Source organism: Massilia hydrophila, assembly GCF_020208145.1.
GTDB lineage: Bacteria > Pseudomonadota > Gammaproteobacteria > Burkholderiales > Burkholderiaceae_D > Telluria > Telluria hydrophila.
Genome location: NZ_JAHYBX010000001.1, coordinates 1 through 25,242 on the forward strand (window position 1 = coordinate 1; position 25,242 = coordinate 25,242).

General features: G+C 66.8%; 22 protein-coding genes and 2 tRNA genes. 11 read left to right on the plus strand and 13 right to left on the minus strand.

Going from position 1 to position 25,242, the window contains the following annotated elements:
* Positions 1-678 precede the first annotated feature (678 nt).
* The gene (locus LE190_RS00005; RefSeq protein WP_225236799.1) at positions 679-2,646 is read left to right on the plus strand and encodes an AAA family ATPase; all 1,968 of its coding nucleotides are present in this window, start codon (positions 679-681) and stop codon (positions 2,644-2,646) included.
* Between the two features lie 69 nt (positions 2,647-2,715).
* Here LE190_RS00005 and LE190_RS00010 read toward each other — a convergent pair whose 3' ends face one another.
* Together LE190_RS00010 and LE190_RS00015 are read right to left on the minus strand one after the other, a co-directional pair.
* Positions 2,716-4,413 (minus strand): cation:proton antiporter domain-containing protein, encoded by a 1,698-nt coding sequence (locus LE190_RS00010; RefSeq protein WP_225236800.1) that lies wholly within the window; start codon positions 4,411-4,413, stop codon positions 2,716-2,718.
* An 81-nt stretch (positions 4,414-4,494) separates the two neighbouring features.
* On the minus strand, positions 4,495-5,130 hold the full coding sequence (locus LE190_RS00015; RefSeq protein WP_225236801.1) for a TetR/AcrR family transcriptional regulator: 636 nt from the start codon (positions 5,128-5,130) through the stop codon (positions 4,495-4,497).
* A 111-nt stretch (positions 5,131-5,241) separates the two neighbouring features.
* Here LE190_RS00015 and LE190_RS00020 point away from each other — a divergent pair, with 111 nt between their 5' ends.
* The 6 genes from LE190_RS00020 to LE190_RS00045 all read left to right on the plus strand — a co-directional run bounded on the left by LE190_RS00020 (position 5,242) and on the right by LE190_RS00045 (position 10,676).
* Complete coding sequence (locus LE190_RS00020) at positions 5,242-6,426, plus strand: lipid-transfer protein (RefSeq protein ID WP_225236802.1); 1,185 nt, start codon at positions 5,242-5,244, stop codon at positions 6,424-6,426.
* Between the two features lie 9 nt (positions 6,427-6,435).
* Complete coding sequence (locus LE190_RS00025; RefSeq protein ID WP_225236803.1) at positions 6,436-7,590, plus strand: acyl-CoA dehydrogenase family protein; 1,155 nt, start codon at positions 6,436-6,438, stop codon at positions 7,588-7,590.
* A gap of 16 nt (positions 7,591-7,606) precedes the next feature.
* Positions 7,607-8,770 carry a CaiB/BaiF CoA transferase family protein gene (locus LE190_RS00030; protein ID WP_225236804.1) on the plus strand — a complete coding sequence of 388 codons (1,164 nt, stop codon included), beginning with the start codon at positions 7,607-7,609 and terminating at the stop codon, positions 8,768-8,770.
* A 45-nt stretch (positions 8,771-8,815) separates the two neighbouring features.
* On the plus strand, positions 8,816-10,081 hold the full coding sequence (locus LE190_RS00035; RefSeq protein ID WP_225236805.1) for a DUF445 domain-containing protein: 1,266 nt from the start codon (positions 8,816-8,818) through the stop codon (positions 10,079-10,081).
* 32 nt (positions 10,082-10,113) lie between these two features.
* Positions 10,114-10,428, plus strand: a complete 315-nt coding sequence (locus LE190_RS21800; protein ID WP_267875289.1) for a putative signal transducing protein — start codon at positions 10,114-10,116, stop codon at positions 10,426-10,428.
* An 89-nt stretch (positions 10,429-10,517) separates the two neighbouring features.
* Positions 10,518-10,676, plus strand: a complete 159-nt coding sequence (locus LE190_RS00045; RefSeq protein WP_225236806.1) for a hypothetical protein — start codon at positions 10,518-10,520, stop codon at positions 10,674-10,676.
* A 61-nt stretch (positions 10,677-10,737) separates the two neighbouring features.
* Here LE190_RS00045 and LE190_RS00050 read toward each other — a convergent pair.
* The 5 genes from LE190_RS00050 to LE190_RS00070 form a co-directional block, all read right to left on the minus strand.
* Positions 10,738-10,814, minus strand: a tRNA-Met gene (locus LE190_RS00050).
* Between the two features lie 73 nt (positions 10,815-10,887).
* Positions 10,888-10,964: transfer RNA gene (locus LE190_RS00055), tRNA-Met, on the minus strand.
* An 82-nt stretch (positions 10,965-11,046) separates the two neighbouring features.
* Positions 11,047-12,003 carry a tRNA (adenosine(37)-N6)-dimethylallyltransferase MiaA gene (gene miaA / locus LE190_RS00060; protein WP_225236807.1) on the minus strand — a complete coding sequence of 319 codons (957 nt, stop codon included), beginning with the start codon at positions 12,001-12,003 and terminating at the stop codon, positions 11,047-11,049.
* Positions 12,003-13,931 (minus strand): DNA mismatch repair endonuclease MutL, encoded by a 1,929-nt coding sequence (gene mutL, locus LE190_RS00065; protein ID WP_225236808.1) that lies wholly within the window; start codon positions 13,929-13,931, stop codon positions 12,003-12,005. The genes miaA and mutL overlap by 1 nt, the downstream gene beginning before the upstream one ends.
* An 88-nt stretch (positions 13,932-14,019) precedes the next feature.
* On the minus strand, positions 14,020-14,940 hold the full coding sequence (locus tag LE190_RS00070; RefSeq protein WP_225236809.1) for a peptidylprolyl isomerase: 921 nt from the start codon (positions 14,938-14,940) through the stop codon (positions 14,020-14,022).
* Positions 14,941-15,089: 149 nt separating this feature from the next.
* Between LE190_RS00070 and LE190_RS00075 the strand changes: the two genes are divergently transcribed.
* Positions 15,090-15,734, plus strand: a complete 645-nt coding sequence (locus LE190_RS00075; RefSeq protein ID WP_225236810.1) for a VTT domain-containing protein — start codon at positions 15,090-15,092, stop codon at positions 15,732-15,734.
* A gap of 159 nt (positions 15,735-15,893) precedes the next feature.
* On the plus strand, positions 15,894-16,982 hold the full coding sequence (locus LE190_RS00080; protein WP_225236811.1) for a carbonic anhydrase: 1,089 nt from the start codon (positions 15,894-15,896) through the stop codon (positions 16,980-16,982).
* 21 nt (positions 16,983-17,003) lie between these two features.
* On the opposite strand, the gene LE190_RS00085 is transcribed toward LE190_RS00080, so the two are convergent.
* The 3 genes from LE190_RS00085 to tsaE are packed head-to-tail and all read right to left on the minus strand — an operon-like array spanning position 17,004 to position 19,676.
* Entirely contained in the window at positions 17,004-17,798 is a 795-nt protein-coding gene (locus LE190_RS00085) for a D-hexose-6-phosphate mutarotase (protein WP_225236812.1), read from the minus strand.
* Positions 17,799-17,811: 13 nt separating this feature from the next.
* Entirely contained in the window at positions 17,812-19,227 is a 1,416-nt protein-coding gene (locus LE190_RS00090) for an N-acetylmuramoyl-L-alanine amidase (RefSeq protein ID WP_225236813.1), read from the minus strand.
* Complete coding sequence (tsaE, locus tag LE190_RS00095; RefSeq protein ID WP_225236814.1) at positions 19,191-19,676, minus strand: tRNA (adenosine(37)-N6)-threonylcarbamoyltransferase complex ATPase subunit type 1 TsaE; 486 nt, start codon at positions 19,674-19,676, stop codon at positions 19,191-19,193. The genes LE190_RS00090 and tsaE overlap by 37 nt, the downstream gene beginning before the upstream one ends.
* A gap of 52 nt (positions 19,677-19,728) precedes the next feature.
* On the opposite strand from tsaE, the gene queG reads away from it, so the two are divergent.
* Positions 19,729-20,862, plus strand: a complete 1,134-nt coding sequence (gene queG, locus LE190_RS00100; RefSeq protein WP_225236815.1) for a tRNA epoxyqueuosine(34) reductase QueG — start codon at positions 19,729-19,731, stop codon at positions 20,860-20,862.
* On the opposite strand, the gene LE190_RS00105 is transcribed toward queG, so the two are convergent.
* The 3 genes from LE190_RS00105 to LE190_RS00115 all read right to left on the minus strand — a co-directional run bounded on the left by LE190_RS00105 (position 20,833) and on the right by LE190_RS00115 (position 23,969).
* Positions 20,833-21,210: a DUF3052 family protein gene (locus LE190_RS00105; RefSeq protein ID WP_225236816.1), complete on the minus strand. Its 378-nt coding sequence runs from the start codon at positions 21,208-21,210 to the stop codon at positions 20,833-20,835. The genes queG and LE190_RS00105 overlap by 30 nt on opposite strands.
* Positions 21,211-21,342: 132 nt before the next feature.
* The gene (locus LE190_RS00110; RefSeq protein ID WP_224947927.1) at positions 21,343-21,933 is read right to left on the minus strand and encodes a response regulator transcription factor; all 591 of its coding nucleotides are present in this window, start codon (positions 21,931-21,933) and stop codon (positions 21,343-21,345) included.
* A 47-nt stretch (positions 21,934-21,980) separates the two neighbouring features.
* Complete coding sequence (locus tag LE190_RS00115) at positions 21,981-23,969, minus strand: two-component system sensor histidine kinase NtrB (RefSeq protein WP_225236817.1); 1,989 nt, start codon at positions 23,967-23,969, stop codon at positions 21,981-21,983.
* 78 nt (positions 23,970-24,047) lie between these two features.
* Here LE190_RS00115 and LE190_RS00120 point away from each other — a divergent pair, with 78 nt between their 5' ends.
* Positions 24,048-25,058 (plus strand): TRAP transporter substrate-binding protein, encoded by a 1,011-nt coding sequence (locus tag LE190_RS00120; RefSeq protein WP_225236818.1) that lies wholly within the window; start codon positions 24,048-24,050, stop codon positions 25,056-25,058.
* Positions 25,059-25,242: the final 184 nt, after the last annotated feature.

Consider the following 25,242-nt stretch of genomic DNA (forward strand, 5'->3'; position numbering starts at 1 on the left):
GTGCATCCGCATTCGGCGCTCGGCTACAAATCGCCACGGATGTTTAGGAAAGAGCGACGCCGTCAGGCTCTGGAAACTGACGCTAAATAGGCATCAGGCTGTGTCCGGGAAAAGCGGGGCAAGATCAACACCATATGGGCCGAATGTCCAGCTCGGAACATGTCGCTTCGCATTCCTCTCATGTATTCAGTTTGATAAAAAACATGGTCGTGTGTATGTTTCTTTGAATTGTTGAGTTGCGTAATGAAGTCATCACAATGGGATCAGATGGATGCACGTTGCGGGCAGGCGGCGAACGCGAAGGTGTCGCAATTTTGCCTCAAATCAAGCTTCCCTTAATGTAATTCCATAGTCATTTTGAAATGCAGGATTAATAAGAGATTCGCGGATTTTTATCTATCTGATCACTTTTGCTGATAATCTGCCAATCCATTTCATTATCTGTTTTTCTACTATCGCCATAATCGGCATTTTTTTCTCCGTCCGGTATACACCGCGGTTTTTTTTAAGGGTATAGTCTCCTTATCCCATTGCCTTCGGGCATCAAAACAATATCAAACGCACACGTTTGAACCCCTGAGCGGCCGCCTGCGCCGCCGCCGATCCCGCGAGAGACACCGCCGGCACGGCAACCACGAAGCACTGCTGTCCGTCTCAAACTTAGCTAGAGATCAAACGATGCCCAATTTCGCCCAACTTCAAGTTGCCTTCAAGAATGCTTTCAAGAGCCTGTCCGTGCGGATCGCCCTGGCGGCGCTGCTGGGTGTGCTGGCGACGGTGGCAATCTGGAAGTCGACCGTGCCCCAGGACCCGAATCCGGTCGTGCAGTCGCAAAATATTGCCGAGATCACCGAACTGGCGGACAAGAAGGCCCGCCTCGAGTACCTCCTGATCGCCAAGCCGCTGTCGGAGTCACCGCGCTACGTCTACAAGTTCAAGGACGCGGACGCGATCCACGTGGTGAAAGTGCCGAGCACCTCGCACCTGTCGCTCGAACGCGAGGTGCTGTTGAAGAATGCGATCCCCTATTCGATCGCCAAGGACGACTACCTGGCCAGCCACAAGGCCGTGATGGACGAAGGCGAGACTTTCCTCGAGAAGACCGGCACTTTCCTCAAGAACTATGGTCTGCAGATCGGTCTCGTGCTGCTGGTACTCTACCTGCTGAAATTCGGCCTGCCAGGCATGAATGCCAGCGCCTCGATCATCACCCCGGACAAGCTCAAGGGCAGCATGGACGACCTGATCGGCATGGAAGACATCAAGCAGGAAGTGCTGCACCTGGAAGACATGATCCGCAACCGCGACGAATACCACTCGCACAACATCGACAAGCCCTTCAACGTGATGCTGACCGGCCCGGCCGGCACCGGCAAGACCAAGCTGGTCGGCTACCTGGCCAAGCGCCTCGACATGCCGCTGATCTCGGCCTCGGGTTCGGCGCTGGAATCGGGCTACGTGGGCGGCGGCTCGAAGGCGCTCAATGCGCTGTACAAGAAGGCCTGCGCCAAGGGCAAGTGCATCATCTTCCTCGATGAAGCGCAGAGCCTGTTCATGCCGCGCGGCCGCAGCGAGAAGAAATGGGAAGACGATACCGCCAACACCCTGCTGGGCCTGCTCGACGGCGTCAAGAGCGACAAGGGCCAGGGCGTGATCTGGGTGGTGGCGTCGAACTTCGATGACTCGAACACCGAGATGGACGAGGCGATGTTGCGCCGCTTCTCGGTGAAGATCAACTTCCGCCTGCCGAACAAGGCCGAGCGCAAGGAACTCCTGCGCAGCTTCCTGGCACGCAAAAAAGAAGGCCTGGTCGACTGGAGCGATACCAACCTGGACCAGGTCGCGGAAATCACCCAGAACCTGAGTCCGGCGCTGCTGGAGACCGTGGTCGAGCGCGCGTCGATGCTGTCGATCCAGGAAAAGGCGATCATCAACACCAATCTGCTGTTCCGTGCCTACGAGCGCGCCACCATCGGCCTGACCGACCGCGCCACCACGGCTGAAAAGACCAAGCAGCGCGAGCGCATCGCCCTGCACGAACTGGGCCACTTCTTCATGCAGATCGACCCGCACCTGCGCGCCGGCCTGAGCCTGGCCGAGGTCAAGGAAAAGTCGCACCTGCTGAAGATCTCGACCGAGGCCGTGTCGAAGATCGGCGCCCTCGGTTACGTGCTGCAGTCGGGCGAAGACATGTCGCTGCGCACGCTGGAAGAACTGGAGCGCGACGTGATCGGCCTGTACGGCGGCGTGGCGGCGGAAGAGCTGTTCTACGGCGCGCGCGGCATCTCGGTGGGTAGCCAAAACGACATCGAGAAGATCACCAAGATGCTGAACCTGATGGTGGGCCGCCTGTCGATGTATTCGCGCTCGAAGCTCGACTACTCGCAGCTGTCGAAGGAAACCGGTGGCGAGCACACCTTGCGCCTGGTAGAAGAAAAAGCGGACGAGCTGTACAGCTACACCCTGAACGCGATCCACGACTACAAGCTGGTGATCGAATCGCTGAAGGACACCCTGATGGAAGAATACGTGCTGTCGAAGGATGCCGTGTTCGCGCTGCTCGAAGAGCGTAGTGAACTGATCTACTCGCAACTGCATGGCCGCCACGCCAACCTGAAGCTGTGCGTGGAAGGGGCGGCCGCCTAGGCCGGATGCTTCCTGCTTGTTCTCCGACCCGCCGTGCGCAAGCCCGGCGGGTTTTTTTTCAGGCGCCGCTCAATGCGCGGCGACGCGTTGCTGGAGCGTGTCCATCACGTGCCGCGTCATGCTGGCCGCCAGTTCCTGTTCGCCGACGAAGACCTTGCCGCCCGTCTCCTGGCGCAGCAGGCTGGCCTCGCTCTCGTTATGGCTGCGCACCACCACCTGCACCGATGGGTTGAGCATGCGTGCGATTTCCACCATCCGGCGCACGTGGAAGGTGTCGGGGGTGGCGATCACGAGCAGGGCGGCGTGCGTGATGTGGGCCTGGATCAGCACCGCCGGCTCGGCCGCGTTGCCGGCCACCGCCGGGATGCCGCGTGTGCGCAGGCCTTCGACGATCTCGCGGTTCTGCTCCGCCACGACGAAGTGCACGCCGCGCGCGACCAGGTCGTCGGCGATGCGGCGGCCCACGCGGCCGAAGCCGACCAGCACCACCTGGCCGCTGAGCTTTTCGTGCGCCGTTTCCATCGGCAGCTCGGCCAGTGGGTCGACCGGGTGTTCCAGCCTGCGCGCCAGGTCCGGCTTGGAACGCAGCCATTTTTCCAGCGGCGTGGCGAGGGTGAACATCAGCGGGTTGACCGCGATCGAGATGATGGCGCCGGCCAGGATCAGGTTCTGTCCCAGCACCGGGAGCAGTTCCAGCTGCATGCCCAGCGCCGCCAGGATGAAGGAGAACTCGCCGATCTGCGCCAGCGATGCCGACACCGTGATCGCGGTATTGAGCGGGTAGCGCAGCGCCAGCACCAGCACGAAGGCGGCGATCGACTTGCCGAACAGGATGATCGCGACCACGCCCAGCACCTGCAGCGGATACTCGAGCAGCACCATCGGGTCGAACAGCATGCCGACCGAGACGAAGAACAGCACCGAGAATGCGTCGCGCAGCGGCAGCGATTCCTCGGCCGCGCGGTGGCTCAGTTCCGATTCGCGCAGCACCATGCCGGCGAAGAAGGCGCCCAGCGCGAAGGACACGCCGAAGAAGTGCGAGGACGCATAGGCGATGCCGACCGCCGCCGCGATCACGGATAGCGTGAACAGCTCGCGCGAGTTGGTCTTCGCGACCCGCCACAGGAACCACGGGAAGATCTTGCGGCCGACCACCAGCATGAAGGCGACGAAGGCGCCCACCTGCAGCAGGGTCTTGCCCAGCGCCGGCCACAATTCGGCGCCGGCGTCGCCCCGGCCGCCGAGCGGCCCGCTGAGTGCCGGCAGCATCACCAGCACCAGCACCATCACCAGGTCTTCGACCACCAGCCAGCCGACCGCGATGCGGCCGTTCAGGGAATCGAGCACGCCGCGCGCTTCCAGCGCCCGCAGCAGCACCACGGTACTGGCCACCGACAACGCCAGGCCGAACACCAGGCCGGCGCCCAGTCCCCAGCCCCACCAATGCGCCAGCCCCATGCCCATCAGCGTCGCCACCGCGATCTGCAGCAGCGCGCCGGGCAGGGCGATCTTCTTCACGTCGAGCAGGTCGCCCAGTGAAAAGTGCAGGCCGACGCCGAACATCAGCAGCATCACACCGATTTCCGCCAATTGGGAAGCCAGCTGCACGTCGGCGACGAAACCCGGTGTGGCCGGGCCGATCAGGACGCCGGCGGCGAGGTAGCCGACCAGCGCGGGCAGTTTCAAGCGTATGGCGAGCATGCCGAACAGGAGGCCGAAGCCCAGTGCGGCGGCAATGGTGGTGATCAGGCTGAGTTCATGGTGCATCCGTGCGGCCTCCGTGGCAGGTTGTTAACCCCACGAGTATACGCGACAGGCCGCCCCTGCCCGGAATTATTTACCGGCGGATCAAGGCACGGTCGCGAGCGTTAGCAGCACTTTGTGCACCGATGCACGCACGGACGCGAACTGCTCGGGACGCGCGCGGCGGTCCAGCCGGAACAGCATCAGGCCTTCGACCTGGGCCACGATCAGCACCGAGCGCCGCATGTACTCCTCGTCGTCGATGGCCGGGTTCAGGCCGCGCACCAGGCCGTAGATGGCCTTGCGTTCGCGCCCCACCATCTTGCCCATCAGGCTGGAGGCGAAGGGATGGCGCGAGGCCAGCGCCCAGATCTCGAAGAAGATCGCATGGGTCACCGGCTCGGTGATCTCGTCGAGGAACATGTCCACCGTGCTCAGGAAGCGCTCGACCTGGGGCCGGCCCGCCATCGCCACCGCGATCTGGTCCATCTTGGCCTGGAACTCGTCCATCGTGTACAGCAGCAGCGCTTCGAGCAGCTGCTCCTTGCTGCCATAGTAGTGCTGCACGTTCGACAGGCTCATGCCGGCGTCCTGGGCCACGCGCCGCATCGACAGCCCGGCATAGCCTTCGCTGGCCAGCAGGCGGCGCGCGGCGAGGAGGATATCGCGCGCCCGTCCCAGGCCCTTTTCGGTGGTGGTCGAAGGCTTGTAGCGCAGCGTGCTGTCGAGAGTGGGCATCATGGGGCGATTATCGCAGACACATGCAAAAATTAGTACAGTTGACCTATAATCGGCTGATTAGGTCGTGCGACCTAATCGTGCGCGGCCAGGGCAGGACGAAGACAGGAGACAGTGGTGAAACGAGTATATGTCAGCGGCGTCGGGATGATCCCGTTCGCCAAGCCGGGGGCCAGCAGCCCTTATCACGAGATGGGCGCCCAGGCCGCCCGCGCCGCGCTGGAAGACGCGGGCCTGGCGTATGACCTGGTCGAGCAGGCCTACGCCGGCTATGTGTATGGCGATTCGACCAGCGGCCAGAAGGCGCTGTACGCGGTGGGCATGAGCGGCATCCCGATCGTCAACGTCAACAACAACTGCTCGACCGGCTCGACCGCGCTGTTCCTGGGCCGCCAGGCGATCGCCAGCGGGGCCGCCGACTGCGTGCTGGTGCTGGGCTTCGAGCAGATGAGTCCCGGCGCGCTCGGCTCGGTGTTCACCGACCGCCCGACCCCGTTCGACGCCTTCGACGAAGTCACCGACCGCCTGGTCGGCAAGCCCGAGATTCCGCTGGCGCTGCGCTACTTCGGCGGGGCCGGCCTGGCCCACATGGAGAAATACGGCACCCCGTTGGAAGCGTTCGCCCGCATCCGCGCCAAGGCCAGCCGCCACGCCGTCAACAATCCGCTGGCGCTGTTTCGCAAGGAAGTCACGGCCCAGGACGTGCTGGATGCGCCGGCGATCTGGCCGGGCGTGATGACGCGCCTGATGGCCTGCCCGCCCACCTGCGGCGCGGCAGCAAGCCTGCTGGTATCGGAAGATTTCGCAAAGCGCCACGGACTGCGCCGCGACGTGCACATCGCCGCCCAGGCCATGACCACCGACACCTCGGCCACCTTCGCCTCCGGCGACATGATGCGCCTGGTCGGCTACGACATGAGCCGCGCCGCCGCGCAGAAGGTCTATGAGCAGTCCGGCCTCGGCCCGCAAGACCTGGACGTGGTCGAACTGCACGACTGCTTCGCGCACAACGAGCTGATTACCTATGAGGCCCTGGGCCTGTGCCCGGAAGGCGGCGCCGACAAGTTCATCCTCGACGGCGATAACACCTATGGCGGCAAGGTGGTCACGAATCCGTCCGGCGGCCTGCTGTCGAAGGGCCATCCGCTGGGCGCCACCGGCCTGGCCCAGTGCTACGAGCTGACCCACCAGCTGCGCGGCACGGCCGATGCGCGCCAGGTGGCGGGCGCGCGGGTCGCGCTGCAGCACAACCTGGGCCTGGGCGGCGCCTGCGTGGTCACCATGTACCGCAACGGATAAGGGCTGCAGATGGATACCTTCGTCGATTCCCCATCCCCCTGGATGAATGAAGAACTGCGGTCCTTCCGCGACGCGGTGCGCCGCTTCGTGGCGGGCGAGATCACGCCGCACCAGGACCGGTGGCGCGCGCAGCAGCACGTCGACCGCGACCTGTGGCGCAAGGCCGGCGCGATGGGCTTGCTGCTGGCCGACATCCCCGAAGAATACGGCGGTGCGGGCGGCAGCTTCGCCCACATGGCGGTGGTGTTCGGGGAGCTGTCCTACGGCGGCGACACCGCCTTCGGCATCCACGTGCACGCCATCGTCGCCCACTACCTGCTGAACCAGGGTACCGAGGAGCAGAAGCGGAAATACCTGCCGCGCCTGGCCAGCGGCGAGATGATCGCGGCGATCGCCATGAGCGAACCGGGCGCCGGTTCCGACCTGAAGGGCATCCGTACCACGGCCGTGCGCACGCCCGATGGCTACCGCGTGAGCGGCTCCAAGACCTTCATCTCGAACGGCTACCTGGCCGACCTGGTCCTGGTGGTGGCCAAGACCGACCCGGCCGCCGGCGCCAGGGGCGTGTCCCTGCTGCTGCTGGAAACCAGGGACAACCCCGGCTTTCGCGTCGGGCGCATCCTGGAGAAGGTGGGCCAGAAGGGCCAGGACACCTGCGAGCTGTTCTTCGACGAGGCCCATGTACCGCTCGACAATGTGCTGGGCGGGGAGGAGGGCCGCGGCTTCGCCCACCTGATGACCGAGCTGCCGTATGAGCGCACGATCCTCGGCGTATGCGGCGTGGCCGCCATCGAGCGTGCGCTGGCGCTCACCGTCGCGCACACGCGCGAGCGCAAGGCCTTCGGCCAGGCGCTCATCGAGATGCAGAACACCCGCTTCGTGCTGGCCGAGATCAAGACCGAGGCGACGGTGGCGCGCATCTTCATGGACCGCTGCGTCGAAGACATGATGGCCGGGCGCATGGACACCGTGCGCGCCTCGATGGCCAAGTACTGGATCTCGGACCTGCAGTGCAAGGTGGTGGACCAGTGCGTGCAGCTGTTCGGCGGCTACGGCTACATGCTGGAATATCCGATCGCCCAGATGTACGTGGACGCGCGCGTGCAGCGCATCTATGGCGGCGCCAACGAGATCATGAAAGAGATCATTGCGCGTTCGCTCTAGCGCAGGAAAGGCAGGCATGGCACAGGCGAAGACGGGACCGCTGGCGGGCGTGCGGGTGGTCGAGATGGTGGGCATTGGGCCGTGTCCGTTCGCGGCGATGATGCTGGCCGACATGGGCGCGGACGTGATCCGCATCGACCGCAAGGGCAAGCCCGGCGAAGACAATCCCTATCCGGTACTGGGTACCCGCCACGACGTGATGGCACGCGGACGCCGTTCGCTGTGCCTGGACCTGAAGAAGGAATCCGGACGCCAGGCCGCGCTGCAGCTGCTGGAAGGCGCCGACGTGCTGCTCGAGGGCTTTCGTCCGGGCGTGATGGAGCGCCTGGGCCTGGGGCCGGATGCCTGCCTGGAACGCAATCCAAAACTGGTCTATGGCCGCATCACCGGCTGGGGCCAGGACGGGCCGCTGGCGCAGGCGGCCGGCCACGACATCAACTATGTGGCCTTGTCCGGCATGCTGCACGCGACCGGACGCGCCGGCAGTCCACCGCCGCCGCCGCTGAACCTGGTGGGCGACTTCGGCGGCGGCGGCATGATGCTGGCCTTCGGCGTCGTCTGCGCGGTGCTGGAGGCGCGCGCGTCCGGCCGGGGCCAGGTGGTGGACGCCGCCATGACCGACGGCGCGGCGCTGCTAGGGGCCATGATGTACGGCCTGCGCGGTTTCGGGGCCTGGAGCGACGCGCGCGAAGCCAACCTGCTCGATGGCGGCGCGCCCTTCTACGACACCTACGCCTGCAGCGACGGCAAGTTCATCTCGATCGGGGCGATCGAGCCGCAGTTCTTCGCCACCCTCCTGCGGCTCACCGGCCAGGACGATCCGCTCTTCACCCGGCGCTGGAACCGGGCCAACTGGCCCGAACTGAAGCGGCGCCTGGCGGCGCTGTTCGCGACGCGCAGCCGCGAGCAGTGGTGCCGCCTGCTCGAGGGCAGCGACGTCTGTTTCGCGCCCGTCCTCGACCTGGAAGAAGCGCCGCGCCACCCGCACAACGCGGCCCGGCGCACGTTTGTAGAGATCGACGGCGTGACCCAGCCGGCGCCGGCGCCGCGCTTCAGCCGTACGGCGCCGGCCACCCCGCGCGCGCCCAGCAGCCCGGGGGCGGACAGCGTGGCGATCCTGCTTGAATGGGGCTTCACGGCCGAGTCAATCGAAGCGCTGAGGGCGCGCGAAGTCATATAGCATTCGGTGGCAGGCGGCATGGCCGCCATCCTGTTCCCGGAGCCCATGACGAAAGCCACCGAACTGCGCCAGTCGAAACTGCTTGCCCTCGCGTTCTTCGCGGGCGCGGCACTGCTGTTCGTGCTGACCCTGTTCCTGCCGCAGAACTGGTGGACCGGCCTGCTGCGCGCGTTTTCCGAAGCCGCCATGGTGGGCGCCCTGGCCGACTGGTTCGCGGTGGTGGCGCTGTTCAGGCGCGTGCCGATCCCGATCGTCTCGCGCCATACCGAGATCATCCCGAAGAACAAGGAGCGCATCGCCGACAACCTGGCGCGCTTCGTGCACGAAAAATTCCTCGACACCGAATCGATCGTGCGGCTGATCCAGCGCCACGACCCCGCGCAGAAGGTGGCCGACTGGCTGGTGCAGCCGGCCAATACCGCGCTGCTGGGCCAGCAGCTGGTGCGGGTGGGCGGCTGGATGCTCGACTTCATCGAGGATAGCGCGGTGCAGGGCCTGATCCGGCGCGCCGTGCACGCCATGGTCAACAGCGTGGACCTGTCGACATCGGCCGGCACCATCCTGGAAAGCCTGACCCGCGACGGGCGCCACCAGGAGCTGCTCGACGAAGGCATCACCCAGCTGGCGCGCCTGCTCGACAACCAGGATACCCAGGCCACGATCTCGCAGGGCATCGTTGACTGGCTGCGCGAAGACTATGCCTTCATCGAGCGCATGCTGCCGTCGGAACTCATCGGCCGCAAGGGTGCCGACCTGGCGGTGCGGCTCGCCTCCGGCATCCTGAACAAGGTGGCGGCCGACCCGCGCCACCCGCTGCGCCAGCGCTTCGACGTGTTCACCGCCGAGTTCATCGAACGCCTGAAGGGCGACCCGGCCTTTGCCGCGAAGGCGGACGAGATCAAGGCCTACCTACTGGGCGACGAGACCCTGAACGGCTACCTGGCCACGCTGTGGGACGAGCTGAAGGACTGGGTCAGGCGCGACCTGCACAGCGAGGACTCGGCCCTGCGCCGGCGCCTGGTGGCCACCGGCGCCTGGATCGGCCAGGTGCTGGCCGAGGACCCGCAGCTGCGCGCCTCGCTCAACGAGAGCCTGGAAGCGGCCGCGCGCGGCGCCGCGCCCGAATTCGCGGGCTTCCTCACGCGCCACATCGCCGATACGGTGAAGCAGTGGGACGACCGCGAGATGTCGGAACAAATCGAACTCAACATCGGCAAGGACTTGCAGTACATTCGCATCAACGGCACGCTGGTCGGTGGCCTGATCGGGGTCACGCTGTATCTGCTGTCGCAGGCGCCGGCGCTGTTTTGACCGAATGGTAAAACTTTCTGGAAGAGGGCGGCATGGAACAACTCGCACTGAACGCCTGGCTGGCGGCGAACCCGGAGGTCGAGCAGATCCCGGGCCGCGACCTGTTCATCATCGCCCGCTACCTGGTGCCGATGGAGGCGAACCTGGCCCAGGGCTGCCTGGTCGCGGCCGGCATCCCCGCGGTGCTGGCCGACGCCCACCTGATGCAGGCCGACCTGCTGCTGGCGCCCGCACTCGGCGGGGTGCGCATCCTGGTGCCGCAGGAATACCTGCAGCAGGCCGCCAGCGTGCTGGCCAGCCTGGCGCGCGGCGACTTCGCGCTGGACGAGTCGTTTACGGATGAGTAGAACGGCGGCTTGCGTGAACTGGCGAACGTTACGGGGAGCCGGCGCGGCGTAGCCTGATGCTGTCACTGACCATTGCAAGGAGACGCATCATGCCGCAAGGGGATAAATCGTCCTATACGGACAAGCAGAAGCGCCAGGTCCAGCACATCGAGCAGGGCTATGAAAAGAAAGGTGTGCCGAAGAAGGAAGCCGAACGGCGCGCCTGGGCGACCGAGAACAAGATCTCGGGTGGCGGCAAGAAGCATTGAGCCAGCCAGCCCCGCAAACGCACAACGGCCCGGTTCGCGAGAACCGGGCCGTTGCCGAATCTGGTGGTGATAGGTGGACTTGAACCACCGACCCCAGCATTATGAGTGCTGTGCTCTAACCAGCTGAGCTATATCACCGAAAAAATCACCGCCAGGCGGTAAAGCAAAATGGCTTGACCCTGGCGAGTCAAGCCATCCGCTTGGAATTCTGTGGTGGTGATAGGTGGACTTGAACCACCGACCCCAGCATTATGAGTGCTGTGCTCTAACCAGCTGAGCTATATCACCGCAACGGCAGGCATTATCGGGGGCGCCGCCCTGCCTGTCAAGGCTGGACGCGCTTCCGGGGCGCAAAAATTTCGTGCCAATGTCATTTTTCCAACCTGCCCAGCCTGTTCATCAGCTCGCCGGTCGGGTCCGTACCAAGGCAGTCTACCACGATCCGCTCCGGCATCGCGCGCAGCCAGGTGAGCTGGCGCTTGGCCAGCTGGCGGGTGGCGATGATGCCCAGCTCGCGCAGTTCGGCGCGGTCGATCTTGCCGTCCAGGTAGTCCCAGGTCTGGCGGTAGCCGACGCAGCGGATCGAGGGCAGGCTGGGCGACAGGTCGCCGCGCGCGCGCAGGCGCGCCACTTCCGCCACCAGGCCTGCGTCGTCGCGCTCGCCCAGCATGACGTCGAAGCGCTGCGCGATGCGCGCGTGCAGCACGGCGCGGTCCGAGGGCTCCAGCGCGAACGACACCAGATCGAAGGGCAGCTCGGGCTTCTCGCGCTTGCCCAGCAGTTCGGACATCGGCTTGCCGGTCAGCGCGATGATCTCCAGCGCGCGGTTGATGCGCTGGGCGTCGTTGGGCTTCAGGCGCTCGGCGGTCACCGGGTCGAACGTCGCTAGTCGCGCATGCATGCCAGGCCACCCGATGCTGGCCGCTTCCGCATCGAGCTGGGCGCGCACGGCCGGGTCGGCGGTCGGCAGGTCGTCCAGGCTGTCGGTGAGGCCCTTGAAATACATCATGGTGCCGCCCACCAGCAGCGGCAGCGCGCCGCGCGCGCCGATCTCGCCCACTAGGCGGATCGCATCCTCGCGGAACTGCATCACCGAATAGCTCTCCAGCGGATCGATGATGTCGATCAGGTGGTGCGGCACGCTCGCCAGTTCCTGCGCGCTCGGCTTGGCCGTGCCGATGTCCATGCCGCGGTAGACCAGGGCCGAGTCGACCGAGATGATCTCGACCGGGCGGGTCTGCGCGATCGCCAGCGCGGCCGCGGTCTTGCCGGACGCGGTCGGGCCCATGATGGCCACGGCCACCGGTTTCTTGCTGTTCATCGTCATTACTGGCCGCGCAGGAAGAGTTTGTCGAGCGCGGCGATCTCGAGCTGCACCCAGGTCGGACGGCCGTGGTTGCACTGGTCGGAGCGCTCCGTGATTTCCATTTGCCGCAGCAGCGCGTTCATCTCCTGGGTCGAGAGGATGCGGTTGGCGCGCACCGCCGTGTGGCAGGCGAGGGTGCCGAGCAGCTCGTTGCGGCGCTCGATCAGCACGCGCGAGCCGCCGTATTCGCGCACGTCGCGCAGCACGTCGCGCGCCAGCGTCTGGGCATCGGCGTTCTTCAGCAGCACCGGCACGGTGCGCACCGCCAGCGTCGTCGGCGACAGGGCGGCAATGTCGAAGCCGAGCGCCTTCAGGGTCTCGGCGTGGTCCTGGGCGGTCGCCACCTCGACCGCGTCGGCGTAGAAGGTCACGGGAATCAGGAGCTGCTGCACCTGCAGTTCCTCGCCTTCGGCGCGCGCGTCGAGCGCGTTCTTGATCTGCTCGTACAGGATGCGTTCGTGGGCCGCGTGCATGTCCACCAGCACCAGGCCGCGGGTGTTCTGGGCCAGGATGTAGATGCCGTGCAGCTGGGCCAGGGCGAAGCCGAGCGGGAAGTCCTCGTTCGACAGCGGGCGCTCGCCGCTGGCAAGCGGCAGGCCGGCCGGCGCCTCGGCCTTCGCCGCTGCGCCGCCGGCGAACAGGGCACCGTAGGACTCCAGGCGCTGGGCCACGCCCCCGCCTTGGCTCGCAGGGGACTGCTGGGGACGCGGGTCGTCCCAGCGGCTGCCCGGTGCGAACGGAGAAGGCGAGAAGCTCGGCGCCAGCTGCGCGCCGAAGGAAGTCTGCTCGTGCGGGCGCGGCGCCCACACCGGCGTGCCGGTCGGCTTGATGTCGGCGGCCGAGACCGGCGCCGGCGCGCTGCCGTGCGCCGTGGCCGAGGTCTGCGCCAGGGTGCGCTGCACCGCGTGGAACACGAACTGGTGCACGGCGCGGCTGTCGCGGAAGCGCACTTCGATCTTCGACGGGTGGACGTTGACGTCGACCAGCGCCGGGTCGAGTTCGAGCGACAGCACGTAGCAGGGGAAGCGGTCGCCGTGCAGCACGTCCTGGTAGGCCGCGCGCACCGCGTGCACCAGCAGCTTGTCGCGCACGAAACGCCCGTTCACGTAGAAGAACTGGCCGTCGGCGCGCGCCTTGGAGGCCGTCGGCAGGCCGACGTAGCCGTGCAGGCGCAAGGGGCCGGCCGCCTCGTCCAGCGCCAGGCGCGCCTCGGCGAACTCGCTGCCCAGGATCTGGCCGCTGCGCCTGGCCGCTTCGCTCACGTTCCAGTGGTCGATGGTGCGGCCATTGTGCGTCAGGCTGAACGCGACGTCCGGGCGCGACAGCGCGATGCGGCGCACGACTTCCGCGCAGTGGCCGTATTCGGTCTGCTCGGACTTCAGGAACTTGCGCCGCGCCGGGGTGTTGAAGTACAGGTCCTGCACGTCGATGGTGGTGCCGAAGGTGCCGGAAGAGGGCGCGACAAGACCCTCGTGCGAGCCGACGATCTCCCAGGCGTGGGGCGCGTCCGGCGTGCGCGAGGTAATGCGCACCGCGGCCACCGACGCGATCGAGGCCAGCGCCTCGCCGCGAAAGCCCAGGGTGCCGACGTGCTCCAGGTCGTGCAGCGAGGCTATTTTTGAGGTGGCATGGCGCGCCAGCGCCAGCGGCAGCTGCTCGGGCGCGATGCCGCGGCCGTTGTCGGTGATGGCGATGCGCTTGACGCCGCCTTCTTCCAGGCGCACGGTGATCTGGGTCGCGCCCGCGTCGAGCGCGTTTTCCAGCAGTTCCTTCACCACGGCCGAGGGCCGCTCGACCACTTCGCCGGCGGCGATCTGGGAGATGAGCTGGTCGGGCAGTTGCTGGATCGGGCGCTGCACGGTAGCTGGGGGTGGGACGGGCGCGTTCATCGCCAGATTATATCCCGGCGCGCCTGTTCAAGGTGTTGGGTAGCGCTGCAGGCACGGTTTGAACACGTGGGCGGACAAGCCGCCCACCCTACCGTTCGCGCACCGGGATCGGGGCATTGCACAGGTCGATCTTGCCCGTGGCGACCTTGTTCCATGGCCCGCCGCGGTTGCGCTGGGCTTCCACCACGGCCTGGTAGGTGGCGCTGTCGGTGCGCATCACTTCGAAGCGGCTGCGCTCGGCTTCGGGTAGGTCGGCCGCCAGGCGCACCTGTTTGATCGGCATGCGCTGCTCGGGTTTCTCGTAGAAGCCGGCGGCGCCAAGGCCACGCGGCTGGGCCGACAGCAGCGGCATGCCGGACACGACGCGGCCGACCACGGTGATGTTGCGGTCGAGCTGGCGCGGCGAGTGGCCGGTGACCACGTACAGCTGCGAACCGTTGCCGGAGTCGGCCTCGTTGCCGCGCGCCACGCCGATCATCGCATAGCAGTGCACCAGCCAGGCCTGGCCGCTCTTCGGATCGCGCGCGGCCGGGAAGCCGCCCGCATGGCCGACCTCGGGCGCGTAGACGTCGCCGTCCTTGAGCGGCGTGAAGGCCCCGGCCGACTTCATCGGCGCGGTGAACTCCGCCTTCACGGTTTTGGCGGCCTTGTAGGCCCTGGGCTGCTCCTCGTTGGCGTCGCCCCACTGCACCACGAAGCCGTCCTGCGAGCGGATGATCGCCAGGCCATCGAAGTACTGTTCCCGCACCAGGGCGCGGATGTTGGCGGCCGTGGCCGGGGCGAAGGCCGGCGCCAGCTCGATGACCACGCGGCCGGTCGGCAAGTCCATGTACAGCGTGTTGTCCGGATCGAGCGGGCGCCAGTCGCCCGGCTTGGAAGCCTTGACCACGTCGGCCACCGAGGGCTTGGGCGGCAGTTCCTTGAGCGCCGGGGCGGCGGCGCCGGCGGCGCCGGTGGCAAGGACCAGCATGGCGCTGGCAAGGCGGTGGACGATCGGCGAAACGGTCATGCGGTCTCCAGGATGAGGTAGCGGTGGGTCGATTGTGCGGGAATGTGGTCGGAAGGTAAAGACATCGGTGGCGCGGCATGCCGTGCTGTCCTGGCGGCCGGGCGGGGCGGCTGGAAATGGTATGATGCGCGGCTACCTCTAGGAAGATTATGGATCTGATGCAGTTGTTCGACATGCTCCTGCATGTCGATAAGACGCTGGGCACGCTCCTGGCCCAGTACGGAACCTATGTATACATCGTGCTGTTCGCGATCGTGTTCTGCGAGACCGGACTGGTCCTGTTCTTCTTCCTTCCTGGCGACACCCTGCTGTTCATTGCCGGCGCCTTCTGCGCCACCGGCGAGATGAACTATGCGCTCTTGATGACGCTGCTGGTCACGGCGGCGGTGACGGGCAATACCGTCAACTATTACGTCGGGCGCGCCATCGGCCACCGGGTCTTCACGCATAATTACCGGTGGCTCAACAAGGACGCCTTGCGCCGCACCCACGACTTCTTTGAAAAGCACGGCGGCAAGACGATCATCGTGGCGCGTTTCGTGCCGGTGGTGCGCAGCTTCGCGCCGCTGGTGGCGGGCGTGTCCGACATGAGTTTTACCCGCTTCCAGCTGTTCAACGTCACCGGCGCGCTGCTGTGGGTGGCCAGCCTGGTCACGGCCGGTTACCTGTTCGGCAATGTCCCCGTGGTGAAGGAACACCTGACCGAAATCGTCCTGGTCGGCATTTCCGCGGCCATGGTGCCGCTGGCGATCGCGGGGCTGGTCAAGTTCGGCCGCAGGATGCTGAGCCGCTGAGCCACCGGTCCGCCGGTCCGTCCGCGGCCCAGGCCCGGCAGGGAAAGACCTTGCCATCCTTGCAGCGCCCTGATTTTTCAGGGCGTTTTTGCTTTAGCGCACTCAAGTTTTGACGGTAAATTGCCGATAAGCATTAGGACAGACACTCCCCGGATTCTCATGCGCCACCTCATCGCCCTGTTCGCTTGCAGCCTCGTCATGGCTTCGGCAAGCGCGAGCGAAGCTGCTCCACAAGCCAGGCCCGACGGCAAGTCGGCCGACGTCAAAGCCATCCTCGAAGGCAAGGTCAAGATCGGCGCGGCCAAGCCCGACGTGAAGGCCCTGGTGGCGGCGGCCGACGCCCGTACCGTTGCTGCCGCCACACCTGCGCCGGCCCCGGCCCGCACTGCGCCGGCCGCCAGCGAGGAGCAGGCGGAAGTCGACCTGTCGGTGCGCATCGCCGAGCGCCTGGCCCAGCTGCGCGAACAGCAGGCCGCGCGTACTGCCGCGGCCGCGCGCGCGCGCAAGGCCGCGGAAGCCAAGCGCCGCAAGGAAGCCGAGGCCGCCATCGCCGTCGCCAGCCAGCCGAAGAACGGCACCCACTGGTCCTACGAGGGCGAGTACGGTCCGGCCAACTGGGCCAACATTAATGCGAACTGGGCCAAGTGCAGCACCGGCAAGCGGCAGTCGCCGATCGACCTGCGCGACGGCATCAAGGTCGAACTCGAGCAGATCGCCTTCGACTACCACCCGAGTTCGTTCAGCGAGATCGACAACGGACACACCATCCAGGTGACGGTCGGCGGCGGCAACTTCCTCACGGTCGGCAACATGACCTACGAGCTGCAGCAGTTCCACTTCCACCGCCCGTCGGAAGAGCGCATCAACGGCAAGGGCAGCGAGATGGTGATCCACTTCGTGCACCGCAGCTACGAAGGCAAGCTCCTGGTGCTGGCCGTGCTGCTCGAGCGCGGCAAGGCCAATCCGATGATCCAGACCGTATGGAACAACCTGCCGCTGGAAAAGCAGCAGGCCGTGTCGCCCTCGATCGTGATCGATCCGAACGAGGCGCTGCCGGAGAAGCGCGACTATTTCACCTACATGGGTTCGCTGACCACGCCGCCCTGTACCGAAGACGTGCTGTGGATCGTCATGAAGCAGCCGATGCAGGCGTCGCCCGCCCAGATGGCGCTGTTCTCGCGCCTGTATCCCTACAATGCGCGGCCGGTCCAGGCGGGCAACGGCAGGATCATCAAGGAATCGAACTGAGGGAGCGGACCGGCTGCGCTGTCAGCTGATCCGGTAAGTACCGGTCCAGGTCTGCCCGGCATCCAGGGTCAGCGGATCGAGCAGCGCCGGCTCGACGCAGACGAAGCGCTGGTACTCGTCGTTTTCCAGGTCGGGCAGGGCAGCCGCATCGACCGCGCCCGGGTTCCACACCACGGCGTCGGTGAAGCCGGCCTGCTCCAGCAACAGGCTGTGCGCGCCGGTGGCCAGCTGGGCGCGTCCGCCCACGTGCGGATAGACGGCGTCGAGCTTGTCGAGAATCGAGATCTCGTCCGAGGAGATGCCCTCGATGCGCACCGCGCACACGTCCGGTACCAGGTGGTAAGTATGCAGCGCGGCCGAGAACGGGAAGTGCGCGGCGCCGAGATTGCGCACGGTGAGCGCCATCTGCAGTGTGTTGGCGCGCAGCGCCACCCGCAGCGACAGTGCGAAGGTATGCGGCCAGGCGTCGGCCACGGTGCTCGGCAGGTCGCCCGCGGCCAGGTCGAACACGGCCCAGGCGGTGTCGCCATCCAGCCCGCTGTCTTCCAGGCGCCAGGTGCTCACGCGCGCAAAACCGTGGCGTATGCCGCGGCCGCGTTCGGCGAACTGGGGGAAGATCACCGGCACGCCGCCGCGGATGGCGCGGCTGCCATCGAGCGCCGAACGGCTGCTGAGGAACAGGCGCTCGGCGCCGTCGGCGCCCTTCCACGAGACCAGGTGGGCGCCATACAGGGTCACGGTGGCCTCGGCGCCGTCCGGCGCCTGGATGCGGATCGCGGGCAGTTGGCCGCAGGTGGTATGGGTGGCGAGGGTCATGGTGTCGTCGCAGTCAGGTCTGGCGGCTCTTGGCCATCGGCGGGTTGTCGGCGAAGTAGCGCTTGATGCCCTTGGTGATGGCCTCGGCCAGCTGGTTCTGGTAGCCGTCGTCGCGCAGCCTGGCTTCTTCCTCCGGGTTCGAGATGAAGGCAGTTTCCACCAGAATCGAGGGAATGTCAGGCGCTTTCAGCACGGCGAAGCCGGCCTGCTCGACGGCGGCCTTGTGCAGGCGGTTGATGCCGCCGATCTCGGTGAGTACCGCCTTGCCGACCTTCAGGCTGTCGTTGATCTGGGCCGTGGTGGACAGGTCGAACAGCACGCTGGCGATTTGCTTGTCCTGCACCGCGAAGTTGGCGCCGCCGATCAGGTCGGCCTTGTTCTGGTCGTTCGCCAGCCAGCGCGCCGCGCTCGAGCTGGCGCCTTTTTCCGACAGCACGAACACCGAGGAGCCGCGCGCCGTCGGCGAGATCCAGGCGTCGGCATGGATCGACACGAACAGGTCGGCCTGCACCTTGCGCGCCTTCTGCACGCGCTGGCCGAGCGGCACGAAATAGTCGCCGTCGCGGGTCAGCATCACGCGCGTGTTGGGCAGCTGTTCCAGCTTGGCCTTGAGGCGCTTGGCCACCGCCAGCACGATGTCCTTCTCGCGGCTGCCGTTGGCGCCGATCGCGCCCGGGTCTTCGCCGCCGTGGCCGGGGTCGAGCGCGATGGTCACCATGCGCACCACCTTCGGCGCCGGCGCCTTGGCCCCGCGCGCGGGCGTCGGCTGCACGGCCTGGGGCGGCGGCGTGCCGTCCAGGGCCGACATCTCGGATTCGAGCTTGGCGATCGCATCGGGGCCGACGCCGGTCTGGGCCGGCGGCGTGGCCGGCAGGGGCGAGGCCGGGTTGGCGCCGCCGGCGGCGGCGGCCGTGTCGCCGGTGCTCCATTCTCCCTTTTCGATCAGGGCCGCGATCGGGTCCACCGGCTGGGTCGGGTAGAGGTCGAAGATCAGGCGGTGCCGGTAGCCAGCCACCGGCGCCAGCGTAAACACCTGGGGCTTGACCGCTTCCTTCAGGTCGAACACGAGGCGCACCACGTTCGGCCGGTTCTGGCCGACCCGCACCTGCTTGATGTAGGGGTCGTTCGGCTCGACCTTCGCGACCAGGCTTTTCAAGGTGTCGTTCAGGGCCAGGCCGTTGATGTCCACCACCAGGCGCGGCGGATCGGGCACGAGGAAATGCTCGGTCGCCAGAATACTGTCGTTTTCCAGCGTGACGCGGGTGTAGTCGGGCGCGGGCCAGACCCGCACGGCCAGGATCTGGGCGGCGCTGGCGGGCAGCGGCGCAACCACGGACAGCAGCAGCGTGCCGCCGGCCTTGAGGAGGGTGCGGCGGCGAGGCGAACGGGCGCTCAGGGAGGCGGAGGATAGGCGAGACGGTCGAGGCATAGCAGGCCTGGTTGAGACAACGCCTGCAATTCTACCTCACGCCCGAGACCGCTGACATTGAGCAAGACCCGTACGTCGGGCGGGGGCAACACCGGCGCGCCCTTTTCCGGCCATTCGACGATGCAGACATTCTGCCCGTCGAAATCCTCGCGAAAGCCGGCGTCGAGAAATTCCTCGGGGCTGGACATGCGGTACAGGTCGTAGTGGATGACCTGCCCCGGCTGGCCGTCGATCTGCACCCGGTAGGGTTCGGACAGGGTATAGGTCGGGCTCTTGACGGTGCCGCGGTGGCCGGCGGCCTGGATCAGGGCGCGCGTGAGCGCCGTCTTGCCGGCACCGAGGTCGCCGTGCAGGTAGATTACCAGGCCGGGCCGCAGCGCGCGGGCAAGCGCCGCGCCGAGGGCGGCGGTGGCGGATTCGTCTGCCAGGTAGGCTTTGAAAGGCTGCATCGAATAAAATAACGGGTTAGGCGGCACCTTGGGCCGCATCGTTCCATTTGCCATGCCAACACCTTCTCCCGACCTGCACGCACTTGCCCGCACCATCAAGACCTGGGGCGCGGAACTCGGTTTCGCCGAGCTGCGCATCGCCGACGTCGACCTGGCGCATGCGGAAGCCGGACTGCAGGCCTGGCTGGACGCCGGTTGCCATGGCGAGATGGATTATATGGCAAGCCACGGCATGAAGCGTGCCCGCCCCGGCGAACTGGTGCCGGGCACGGTGCGCGCCATCGTCGCGCGCATGGACTACCTGCCCCGGGACCGGGGTGAACACTGGCGCGACGAGGAAAGCGCGCGCCAGCTGGAGCCGGGTGCCGCCGTGGTTTCGGTGTATGCGCGCGGCCGCGACTACCACAAGGTGCTGCGCAACCGCCTGCAGGCGCTGGCCGAGCGCGTGAAGGCGCTGGTGGGCGAACTGGGCTACCGCGTGTTCACGGATTCGGCGCCGGTGATGGAATTGCCGCTGGCGGAAAAAGCCGGCCTCGGCTGGCGCGGCAAGCACACGCTGCTGCTCTCGCGCACGGCCGGCTCCACCTTCTTCATCGGCGAGATCCTGGTCGACCTGCCGTTACCTAGCGATCCGCCCACCGGCGCCCATTGCGGCGGGTGCCAGGCCTGCATCACGGTCTGCCCAACCCAGGCCATCCTGGGACCGGGGCGGCTCGATGCGCGGCGCTGCATTTCCTATCTCACCATCGAACTCAAGGGCAGCATTCCCGAGGAGTTGCGACCGCTGATCGGCAACCGCATCTACGGCTGCGACGACTGCCAGCTGGCCTGCCCGTGGAACAAGTTCGCGCAGCGCGCGCAACTGCCCGATTTCGACGAGCGCAACGGCCTGGGCGGCGCCAGCCTGGCCACGCTGTTCGGGTGGGAAGAAGAGGAATTCAACCGCCGCATGGAAGGCAGTCCGATCCGTCGCATCGGCCACGAGCGCTGGCTGCGCAACCTGGCGGTCGGGCTGGGCAATGCCGCCGCCAGCCCGGCGGGGAAGGGCGATGCCGCGATCGTGGCGGCGCTGCGCGCGCGCGCCGGTCATTCTTCGCCCCTGGTGCGCGAGCACGTGGCCTGGGCACTGGCGCGCCATGGGCTGGCGCCCGCTGGGTCACTCGATGCGCTTGAGGCGCAGGCCTGACCAGTCGCCGTCGATCGAGATCATCGCCACCGCCGTGATGCCGTTTTCCTTGGCATAGGCGTTGATCGAATCGCGGTTGATGTCGGTGGCCTTCGATGCGGTCTGCTTCAGGTAGGCGATCCACAGCGAACCCTTGTCTCCCAGCCGCTCCTTGGCGATCGGCAGGTAGTGCTCGAGTTCCTTGCGGTTGAGCACGAACATCAGAATCACGTCGAAGGGCCCGTCGCCTTCCTGCACGATCTGCTGCGGCATCTGCGCCGTGGCGCCGGGATTGGCCTGGCCGTTGAGGATCAGCATCGATTTCGCCGTCCGCAGGAACATCTTGTCTGCAACTGTCTTTTCGCTCATGAGAATTCCCAAAATGCAATTGCACCGTCGCCGCAACGGAGACAGGCGCGGCGGGTTCCGGTCCATTCTACAAGGCTTCCGGCAAATGGCAGGGACGCTTGCCTGACACAATGGAGTGCCTGGCCGCGCACCCTACTTGAGCAGGCCGGCCAGTTCCACGGCGGTCTTGACCCGCATCTTGTCGAAGATGTGCGCGCGGTGCACCTCGACCGTGCGCATGCTGATGCCGAGCTTGTCCGCCACCACCTTGTTCATCATCCCGGCCAGGATCAGGTCCAGCACTTCGCGCTCGCGCGCCGACAGGGTGGCCAGGCGCGCCTGCACCAGCGCCGCTTCGCGCGCCCTGCGCGAGGCGGCCAGCGCCTCTTCGACCCGGTCCATCAGGACGTTGTCGTTGAAGGGCTTCTCGAAGAAATCGAAGGCGCCGCGCTTGAGCGAGTCGACGGCCATCGGCACGTCGCCGTGACCGGTGAGGAAAATCACGGGAAGGCGCGCGCTCAGGCCGTTTTTTACCAGCTGGTCAAATACCGCGATGCCATTCATGTCGGGCATGCGCACGTCCAGCAGCACGCAGTCGCCCTGCGGATCCGGTTCGCCGGCGGCGGCGATGGCATCCAGGAAGGCCTGGCCGCCGGCATGGCCGCGCGCCTCCAGGCCGCGCGATTGCGCCAGCCAGGCGAGGGCGTCGCGAATGACATCTTCGTCGTCGACGATGTGCAGCATGGGGCGGGTCTCCGTGTCGTGGTCGCGGCAAGCGCCGCAGGGGGATTTTAGCCCAGCGCCCCGCCCGCCGCTTGCACCGGCAGCGCGAAGCTGAACACGGTGCCGCCGCCCGGATTAGGCGCGTGGCTCAGGGTGCCGCCATGGAATTCGATCGCCGTGCGGCAGATCGACAGCCCCATGCCCATGCCGTCGAGCTTGGTCGAATAGAAGGGCGAGAACAGGCCGGCCGCCACTTCCGGCGCGATGCCGTGGCCGCGGTCGATCACCGACACCGTCACCATGCCGTCGGCGTGGGCGGCGGCGATGCGCAGCACGCGCTGCGCCAGCGGGGTGTCATGCATGGCCTCGACCGCGTTGCGGGTCAGGTTGAGCAGCACCTGCTCCAGCATCAGGCGGTCCGCCTCCACCCTGGGCAGGCCGGGCGGCAGTTCCACGCGCAGCGCCACCCCGGCCTGGCGCGCCTGCAGTTCGACCAGCGCGCGCACCCCCTCGACCACGTCCTGGATCGTCACCGGTTCGCGGCGCGGCTCGCGCTTCTTGACGAACTCGTGCACGCTGCGGATGATCTGGCCGGCGCGCTGGGCCTGCTGGCGCGCCTGTTCCAGCGCATGGCGCAGCCTGCCGGTGTTCACCGGTTCGCCGGCCTGGGTGCTGCGTTCGAGCACGTTGAGGGCACCGGCCGTATAGCTCGAGATCGCCGCCAGCGGCTGGTTCAGCTCGTGCGCCAGCATCGAGGACATCTCGCCCATGGTGGCCAGGCGCGCGCTGGTTTCCAGTTTTTCCTGCTGCTGGCGGTTGAGTTCCTCGGCGCGCTTGCGGTCGGTGATGTCCTGGATCGAGCTCATCCAGCCGGTCTGGCGCCCGTCGGCATCGACCAGCGGCGCCTCGTACACCAGCACCGGCACCCGCTGGCCGTCGGGGCGCTGGAACACGGTCTCGAACTGGGGCACGACCGTGCCCGACAGCACGCTCTGGAAGCGCTCCTCGTATTCAGAAAGCACTTCCGGCGCCCAGTAGGGCATCGGCGGCTTGCGTCCCACCAGCTGCTCGGCCGGTACCCCGACGATCTCGCAGAAGGCCCGGTTCACATAGGTGACGCGGCCCTCCAGGTCGCGCGCGCGCAGGCCGGTGATCAAGGAGTTTTCCATCGCCGTGCGGAAGGCCATCTGCTGGCGCAACGCGCTCTCTGCCGCCAGCGTGCGCGAGATGTGGCGCCACAGGGTGGCCAGGCTCAGCACCAGGCCGAGGGCCAGCACGATCACCGAGCCCACCAGCAGGTTCGGCAGCAGCTGGGGGGCGCGCTTGACGCTGTCGGTGGACAGCACCACCAGCGCGCCCGGCAGGTCCAGCTCGCGGCGGTGGGTGTACACGCCGCGCCCCGGTCCGCCGGCCGCGCGCCTTGCCACCGCATGGTCGTCGCGGTCGAGCAGGGTCAGGGCATTGTCCTGGGCAAACCACCAGGGCACGGTTTCGTCGAGCAGCACCTGCAGGCTGTAGGTGGCGACCAGGCTGCCGGCCGGCTTGCCGTTCGCATACAGGGGCAAATAGTAGTCGAGCAGGCCGGGCGTGGCGGCCGAGGCGCCATACGGCTCGCTGTAGCGGCCGCTGCGGGTGGCGCCCGCGACCTGGGCCGCGAGCAGGGTCGCGGCGGGCAGGGCGGCGGGGGGCGCGGCCCCGTGGGTCTCGCGCAGCGCGCCGTCCGGTCCGTACCAGCTGACGCGCACCAGTTCGTGGCCGTTGCTGAACATCTGCCGCAGGCGCGCCTGCAGGGCTTCCGGCGCGGGCGGGCGCGCCACCAGGTCGGCCGCCAGCGCGCCCAGCGCTTCCTCGCTACGCGCCAGCTCGAAGCGCAGGGTCTGCTCGACCCACAGCGTATCTGCAATCAATTGCTCCTGACGCTCGGTGGCTTCCATCTGGCGCGCCTGCCAGGGCAGCCAGATCAGCACCGCCAGGAACAGCAGCACCAGCAGTACCGGCACCAGCCAGCGCGAGGAGCGCGCGCGCTGCGCCGGCGGCTGGGTGAACGGAAATTTCATAAGACTCCGGTTTTCGTTACACTGTCGGGCCAAGGGAGACAGGATTGTTCCCACCCATCATATTCCGTTCCCACCCAGATGAAGCGCTGCACCTTCCCGATCCGCCTCCTTGCCGTCCTGCTGCTGGCCGGCGCCGCCCATGGCGCCAGCGCGCAATCCCGGGCGCCGATCGTGATCAAGTTCAGCCACGTGGTGGCGCCGGACACGCCGAAGGGCCGCGCGGCCGAGCGCTTCCGCCAGCTGGCCGAGGAGATGACGGGCGGCCGGGTGCGGGTGGAAGTCTACCCCAACAGCCAGCTCTACAAGGACCGCGAGGAACTCGAGGCCCTGCAGTTGGGCGCGGTGCAGATGCTGGCGCCTTCGCTGGCCAAGTTCGCGCCGCTGGGCGTGCGGGAATTCGAAGCGTTTGATCTGCCCTATATCTTTCCTTCCAAGGCCGCCCTGTACCGGGTGACTGAAGGGCGCATCGGGCGCGAGCTGCTGCGCCGGCTGGAGCCGAAGGGCATCACCGGCCTGGCATACTGGGACAATGGCTTCAAGATCATGTCTGCCAACCAGCCGCTGCTGGCGCCGGCCGACTTCCGCGGCCTGCGCATGCGCATCCAGGCCTCCCGGGTGCTCGATGCGCAGATGCGCGCGCTCGGCGCCCAGCCGCTCGCGCTGGCATTCTCGGACACGGCCCCCGCCCTGCGCGACGGCGTGGTGCAAGGCACCGAGAACACACCCTCGAACATGTACACCCAGGGCATGCACGCCTACCAGCGCCACCTGACGGTGTCGAACCATGGCTACCTCGGGTATGCGGTGATTGTCAACAAGAAATTCTGGGATGGCCTGCCGCGCGGGCTGCGCCGGACCCTGGAACGGGCCATGCAGGAGGCCACCGCCTACGAGAAAGCCATTGCCCAGCGCACCAACGACGAGGCGCTGGAAAAGATCCGCCAGGCGGGCAGCACCACCATCCACCGGCTCAGTGCGCAGCAGCAGGCGGCGTGGCGGCGCGCCATGCAGCCCGTGTATACACAGATGGACGCGCGCATCGGGCGCGACGTGGTACGTGCGATCCGGCGCGAAGCGGAGGCCGACTAGGCGCTTGTCTTCCTGCACTTTCCACCGGCATAAAATATCGGTGCTGTGGTCAAAAAGATACGCGAGACCCCGGCGCTTGCGTTATGATGGGGACCCTGCCGCACCCGGATGGTGCGTGCGCGTACAGAACATGCCGTTTTTGGGGAGTGTAGATAACATCACGGTAGTCCATACCGGAGACAAA

Bases quoted from the DNA above. Each gene is read 5' to 3' on its own strand.
- LE190_RS00005 (WP_225236799.1), top strand. From the start codon at position 679: ATGCCCAATTTCGCCCAACTTCAAGTTGCCTTCAAGAATGCTTTCAAG.
- LE190_RS00010 (WP_225236800.1), bottom strand. From the start codon at position 4,413: ATGCACCATGAACTCAGCCTGATCACCACCATTGCCGCCGCACTGGGC.
- LE190_RS00015 (WP_225236801.1), bottom strand. From the start codon at position 5,130: ATGATGCCCACTCTCGACAGCACGCTGCGCTACAAGCCTTCGACCACC.
- LE190_RS00025 (WP_225236803.1), top strand. From the start codon at position 6,436: ATGGATACCTTCGTCGATTCCCCATCCCCCTGGATGAATGAAGAACTG.
- LE190_RS00030 (WP_225236804.1), top strand. From the start codon at position 7,607: ATGGCACAGGCGAAGACGGGACCGCTGGCGGGCGTGCGGGTGGTCGAG.
- LE190_RS00035 (WP_225236805.1), top strand. From the start codon at position 8,816: ATGACGAAAGCCACCGAACTGCGCCAGTCGAAACTGCTTGCCCTCGCG.
- LE190_RS21800 (WP_267875289.1), top strand. From the start codon at position 10,114: ATGGAACAACTCGCACTGAACGCCTGGCTGGCGGCGAACCCGGAGGTC.
- LE190_RS00045 (WP_225236806.1), top strand. From the start codon at position 10,518: ATGCCGCAAGGGGATAAATCGTCCTATACGGACAAGCAGAAGCGCCAG.
- miaA (WP_225236807.1), bottom strand. From the start codon at position 12,003: ATGACGATGAACAGCAAGAAACCGGTGGCCGTGGCCATCATGGGCCCG.
- mutL (WP_225236808.1), bottom strand. From the start codon at position 13,931: ATGAACGCGCCCGTCCCACCCCCAGCTACCGTGCAGCGCCCGATCCAG.
- LE190_RS00070 (WP_225236809.1), bottom strand. From the start codon at position 14,940: ATGACCGTTTCGCCGATCGTCCACCGCCTTGCCAGCGCCATGCTGGTC.
- LE190_RS00075 (WP_225236810.1), top strand. From the start codon at position 15,090: ATGGATCTGATGCAGTTGTTCGACATGCTCCTGCATGTCGATAAGACG.
- LE190_RS00080 (WP_225236811.1), top strand. From the start codon at position 15,894: ATGCGCCACCTCATCGCCCTGTTCGCTTGCAGCCTCGTCATGGCTTCG.
- LE190_RS00085 (WP_225236812.1), bottom strand. From the start codon at position 17,798: ATGACCCTCGCCACCCATACCACCTGCGGCCAACTGCCCGCGATCCGC.
- LE190_RS00090 (WP_225236813.1), bottom strand. From the start codon at position 19,227: ATGCCTCGACCGTCTCGCCTATCCTCCGCCTCCCTGAGCGCCCGTTCG.
- tsaE (WP_225236814.1), bottom strand. From the start codon at position 19,676: ATGCAGCCTTTCAAAGCCTACCTGGCAGACGAATCCGCCACCGCCGCC.
- queG (WP_225236815.1), top strand. From the start codon at position 19,729: ATGCCAACACCTTCTCCCGACCTGCACGCACTTGCCCGCACCATCAAG.
- LE190_RS00105 (WP_225236816.1), bottom strand. From the start codon at position 21,210: ATGAGCGAAAAGACAGTTGCAGACAAGATGTTCCTGCGGACGGCGAAA.
- LE190_RS00110 (WP_224947927.1), bottom strand. From the start codon at position 21,933: ATGCTGCACATCGTCGACGACGAAGATGTCATTCGCGACGCCCTCGCC.
- LE190_RS00115 (WP_225236817.1), bottom strand. From the start codon at position 23,969: ATGAAATTTCCGTTCACCCAGCCGCCGGCGCAGCGCGCGCGCTCCTCG.
- LE190_RS00120 (WP_225236818.1), top strand. From the start codon at position 24,048: ATGAAGCGCTGCACCTTCCCGATCCGCCTCCTTGCCGTCCTGCTGCTG.